The organism is Roseateles sp. P5_E11, assembly GCF_054049355.1.
Window position 1 is genome coordinate 1 of the sequence record NZ_JBFUMO010000871.1, and the last position, 1,726, is coordinate 1,726.

Below are 1,726 nucleotides of genomic sequence, written 5' to 3' on the forward strand. Positions count from 1 at the left end.
CTCTTCATCAGCTCGCGCAGCCGCGTCTCCACGAAGATGCCGTGGCTGGGCCGAACACTGCTCGGGAACAGCGTCGAGAAGGTGAGGACCTTCAGCTTTCTCACGCGACGGCCTCCACGGCTTCGATCAGGATGCGGCCGAAGACTTCGGCGGCCACGCGGTGACCGAATTGGGCCTCGACCAACCGACGCGCCGCCTGTGACAGCTGCAGGCGCAGGGCGCCGTCATGGATGAGCCTGAGCGTCGCCTCGGCCAGCGCCTCGGCGCCGTCGGCGCGCAGAAAGTGGGTGCCGTCGTCAACGTCCAGGCCCTCGATGCCGATGCTGGTGGACACCACCGGCAGGCCCATGGCCATGGCCTCGAAGGCCTTGATGCGGGTGCCGCCGCCGACACGCAGCGGGATGACGAAGGCCTGGGCATCACGGGCATGGTCACGCACGTCGTCGACGAAACCCGTGAAGCTGACGCCGGGAACATTGCGCTGCACCAACGACGCCGGCGGATTCTTGCCGACGACGCGCAGCTGTGCATTCGGTACCTGGGCGCGCACACGCGGCCACACCTCGTCGATGTAGAAGCGGATGCCGTCCACATTGGCTTCCCAGTCCATCGAACCGGTGAAGACGACGGTCGGCGCACCATCGGCCGGGGCCTGCCAGGAGAAGAAGTCCAGGTCCACGCCGGTGGGGATGGCGCGGGCCGTCTTCAGCCCGTCGTTTTTCTCGAACATCTTGGCGTCGCGCTCGGACACGGCGACGACCCGCGTGAAGCGGGCCAGCGCCTCGCGCTCGAAACGGCGCATCTTGGCCGCCTGCGAGGCCCACAGCCAGCGCAGTGGCGCGCTCGCGGCCGTCTTGGCATGGCGCTCGAAGATCTCGGCCTCGACGTTGTGCGTGAAGCAGACCGTCGCGCCTTTCAGCTTCTCTGGACGCAGCACGGCGGCGTGGACGAAGTCGAAGACGACCACGTCGAAGTGCTCGGCTGCCAGCGCCTGCTCGACCGCGGCCACCGCGGCCGGCGTGCGGTCGTTGACCACGTTGATCGGTAGCGAAGACAGCAGGTCGGGTGCGCGTTGCCAACGGGGCCGTGCCTCGCTCGGCTGCCAGCCGATGAAGCGTTCGCACAGACGGTCGAGTTCGCCCTGCCATTCGCGCTGCTGCTCAGGCGTGGCCGGCGACAGCAGCGTGACGTCGAACTGGCCGCTCTCCTTCAAGCCGCGCAGGATGTTGCCCGTGCGGATCTTGCCACCGGCATCGGCCGGGAACAGGAAGACYGGCGAGACGAACACGACCCGAAGTCGGTTCACCAGCAGATGCCCTCGTACTGTGCGAATCCAGYGTCGCGCAGGTCGGCGTAGCCGTTCAGGTCGACAACGCGCGCGCGCTTGCCCAGCGCGATGATGCGCTGGCGGGTCTCGGCGTCGGCATGGCCGACGACGATGATCTCGGCGCGCGCCAGCACGGCGTCGGGCGTCTCCTGCAGCAGCTTGTCGAGGTGGGGAATCTCGCGGTCGATGTATTCCTTGTTCTTGCCCAGCAGGCGCGCGATCTTGACGAACTTGTCGTAGATCGTCAGATCGAAGCCCTTGCCCAGCAGCTTCTCGGCCAGCACCACCAGCGGMGAGTCGCGCAGGTCGTCGGTACCGGGCTTGAAGGCCAGGCCGAACAGGGCCACGGGCTTGCGGCCGTTGGCGGCGATCAGCTCATAGGCGCGGCCGATGTGGGCG

The 1,726-nt window shown here is 67.6% G+C and carries 2 protein-coding genes; both read right to left on the bottom strand.

Translation table 11 applies throughout. From position 1 onward, the window contains the following. Positions 1 to 100: 100 nt before the first annotated feature. On the bottom strand, positions 101 to 1,288 hold the full coding sequence (locus tag ACXJKR_RS31600) for a glycosyltransferase family 4 protein (protein ID WP_457326217.1): 1,188 nt from the start codon (positions 1,286 to 1,288) through the stop codon (positions 101 to 103). A 14-nt stretch (positions 1,289 to 1,302) separates the two neighbouring features. After that, positions 1,303 to 1,726: UDP binding domain-containing protein (locus tag ACXJKR_RS31605; protein ID WP_457326218.1), on the bottom strand; the 424-nt coding region annotated here is incomplete at its 5' end.